At 46.5% G+C, this 3,478-nt stretch carries 3 protein-coding genes; all 3 read left to right on the plus strand.

The genetic code is table 11. The features are described 5' to 3' along the window. The first annotated feature begins 1,038 nt into the window (after positions 1-1,038). Genes PHF79_04115 through PHF79_04125 form a run of 3 tightly spaced genes read left to right on the plus strand, consistent with a single transcriptional unit; the run spans position 1,039 to position 3,315 of the window. Entirely contained in the window at positions 1,039-1,326 is a 288-nt protein-coding gene (locus PHF79_04115; protein ID MDD5318965.1) for a hypothetical protein, read from the plus strand. After that, entirely contained in the window at positions 1,323-1,676 is a 354-nt protein-coding gene (gene tnpB, locus PHF79_04120) for an IS66 family insertion sequence element accessory protein TnpB (protein MDD5318966.1), read from the plus strand. The genes PHF79_04115 and tnpB overlap by 4 nt, the downstream gene beginning before the upstream one ends. A gap of 37 nt (positions 1,677-1,713) precedes the next feature. Next, complete coding sequence (locus PHF79_04125) at positions 1,714-3,315, plus strand: IS66 family transposase (GenBank protein MDD5318967.1); 1,602 nt, start codon at positions 1,714-1,716, stop codon at positions 3,313-3,315. Positions 3,316-3,478: the final 163 nt, after the last annotated feature.

The following is a 3,478-nucleotide window of genomic DNA, read 5'->3' on the forward strand; positions in this document are numbered from 1 at the left end:
GAATTCAGCTTGATTAGGGCTAAGGCATTCACAGCGTCTTTTGTTTAAAATGATTGTTCAAGTCGCTCAGTTTTTCCGGATGCATGTGTCACTTCAATCTAGCTGCAAGTTAAACATTATCGGTATCTCCCTTCCTTTTATTGCGGGGATTGTAGTCTATTTTTTCCTTTCTTTGTTTGCTAGATGCCAGCCTCTCATGTACTTGTGCTCGGCACCCAAAGGTGTGTTTCTGATTTTAATAGTTGATCATCATCGGTAATAGTAGTGTTCTCGTTCTTAGAACTTCTATCGACCATTTCGATATCTATCAAGGCTACTTGTTTTTTCATGATTGCATCCAACCTCCGACAGTATGGAGTCTCACCTTTTTTGCAGGACGTGATGAATGGAATTGCGAGCAGGATAGCGGTTAATAATTTTAGTTTAAATCTGGAAATTTTGGAGCATGGTTCTGTTGTAATTCCTTTGTTGGTGCTGTTTTATTTTTAGGTGTGTGCATTTTTTTTGAGGCGATTGTGATAGGGTTTTGGGGAGGGCCAGCATGGGGTGTGGCACCACCCCTGGGATTTAAATTTGGTGGCGAGGCCCCCAATCCCCTAATTTGGCCCGCTATCCAAAGCTGTCCTTTTCTCTCATTTATAATTTTTTTTGGTCGACGGTTTTGAATTGTGGAACACCATTACATAACTTTTATGGGCCGGTCTTCCGCATATCCGACCGTCCTGCTGGTGGACTTCCGTGAATAAACTTTTCATATAATACCAGTTTCAAAGGCTGGCATCACCCCAGGCTCAAAACGGCCCAAGACCGTAAAGCTGCCTCGCCAAATCGCCCCATTCAAATCCTCGCTTGTCGTCTTAGTTAAATCCTCAATGCTCAATCCGCTTTTCCAGAATTCTGAATCTTTACTGCCTCTCTCTTTTCTTCTACTTCCCCTCTTATTACTTTTTCATTGTAAGCGCCTCACTGGCGGACGTCTTCCTGGGTCCTAGCAGACCAGGTATCTTCTTTTCATCCTAAACCTATGGGGGATCGAAAATGAAGTATATCCGCAGAGATTGGCCAGTAGTGATCAAGGACTGGCAGGCGAGTGGTCAGACCAAGGGTAAATTTTGCCGAGACCAGGGGATCGGCGTCACGCTTTTTACTCAATGGGAAAAGAAGCTTGGCAGGCGGAATGAACGATCGCATCTCAGCAGCAAGATCGTGCGAGACACGCCGAGTTTTGTAGAAGTCGTGCCCGTCGCCGAGCAACGGATTTCAGCCCGTGGGGCTCTGCTCAAAATTACGACTTCATACGGCTGTGTTCTGGAGATTCCACTATGAAGGACGTAGGATTTTTTGCAAAAATTTTTCTTGGCCGGGAGCCTGCCGACTTTCGGAAACAAGCCCACGGTCTGGCTCTGCTTGCAAGCCACGTCATGGCACTCAACCCCATGGAAGATAGGGCGTTATTTATCTTTACCAACAAGCGCCGCTCCGCAATCAAAGCCTTGTACTGGGATCAGACAGGCTACGCTCTGTGGTGGAAAACGCTTGAACGTGATTGTTATCATTGGCCCGAAATTTCGCGAGAGCAAAGCAAAATTTCCATTTCTGCGAAGGAGTTGAAATGGCTGCTGGACGGAGTCGATTTGAATAAAATAAAAACTCACGAAAAGGTTAAATTAACCTAGTTTTTTCGATACAATAGTGTAAAACGACTTCATGGAAATGAAGTCGTCTACAATTGAAAAATATAAAAGCTTGTCTCAGGCCAGTCTGCTTTCTTTGCTCGCGCAAAAAGACGATCAGATCCTTCTTTTAAACAATCGCGTTCTAACTTTACAGCATTATCTTTTCGGCCATAGCAAAGAAAAATCCTTTGCCGACCCAGCCGGTTTGCGTTTGCTGTTTAATGAAGCGGACTCGTTGGAAGATTCGGCTCCGGATGTGGCGGATGAAGACCAGGACGACAGCGAGAAAACCTCTGATAACAATAGTGGTAATAAGAAAAAGTCTCGGGGCAAGCGAAAGGCCCTTCCTGCCGACTTGCCAAGGCTGCGTGAGGAGTTTGACCTCAGTGAGCAGGAAAAGGTATGTCCAACGCACAATGTTCCCTTGACGAAAATCGGCGAAAAAACGTCGGAAAAATTAGACATAACGCCAGCCAAGATTTTTGTGATCGATCAGATTAGGATGACCTACAAATGCCCATGTTGCAGCGCTGAGGGCAATGAGCACATCGTGACCGCCAGCAAAGATCCAGAGATCATTCCGGGCAGCATCGCATCTTCAGGATTGTTGGCTACAATTGTAACGTACAAATACATGGATCATTTGCCACTGCATCGCTTGGAGCAGACTTTTAAGCGTATTGGCATCGATCTTAATCGGACTTCAATGGCGCGATGGATGATCGCTTGCTCTCGCCAAGTTCAACCTTTACTCAATCTGATGCGAGAAACTATCCTCAGCGGTGAAGTTGCCCAGTGCGACGAAACCGTAGTCCAGGTTTTGAATGAACCAGGTAGGGCCCCTGAGCAAAATAGTTATATGTGGGTCCTGGCGAGGCAGCATATTGCGCCAATTCTGTTGTATTGCTATTTTGACAATCGCGGAAAGTCTGCTGCCAATGAACTTCTTGATGGCTTCACAGGAACCCTGATGACCGATGCTCTCAAGACTTACGAGTGTGCGTCGCGTAGCAACAATTTTAAGCTGGCTGCCTGCTGGGCCCATAGTCGCCGACGTTTTTTTCTAGCTGAAAAGGCGGATCACAAGGCTCTAAAAGCGAAGCCCAAGGAAATTCTTGCTTCGACCCAAGGGTTAACTTTTATTCGACAGCTCTACAAAGTCGAAGGAGAGCTTAAGGGTATTCCGCCGGAAGAAACCCGCCAAATCCGACGTGAGCGGTCTAAGCCGATTCTCGATGAATTCAGGGCCTGGTTGGAAGAAAATGCTGGCAAGTGCCTACCAAAATCACTCTTGGGCAAGGCGATCAGTTATACGATAGATCAATGGACTAAACTGGTCCGATTTTTGGATAATGGGCTGATCCCGCTCGACAACAATTACGTAGAAGCTCACATAAGACCATTTGTGATTGGTCGCAATAACTGGACTTTTAGCGCCACCCCTGCCGGTGCCCAAGCGAGTGCCGCACTCTACAGCCTGGTCGAGACTGCCAAGGCTAATGGAATTTGCCCCCATAGCTACCTATCAACGATTTTCAAAGAGCTGCCAAAGGCCAAGACGGTTGACGATTTTGAAAGGCTTTTGCCCTACAATATTGCAAACTACTTCACCATTCAGCCATTCACCCGGCCAGGTTAAGCCCACTTCCGTCGTGCTGGAAAGACTCCACCTAATCTGGTGACTTCACCGTGCCATAAGTACTCGCCTCGGGGATATACGGGTGTAAATGAGGCGCTTACTCATAAACAACTAACTCCTTCTTATTCAATTCGCGGACCAAGATAATTCTTAATCCGGACCC

The sequence above is a fragment of the Candidatus Paceibacterota bacterium genome, from assembly GCA_028714275.1.
Lineage (GTDB): Bacteria > Patescibacteriota > Minisyncoccia > Phycocordibacterales > CAINVO01 > CAINVO01.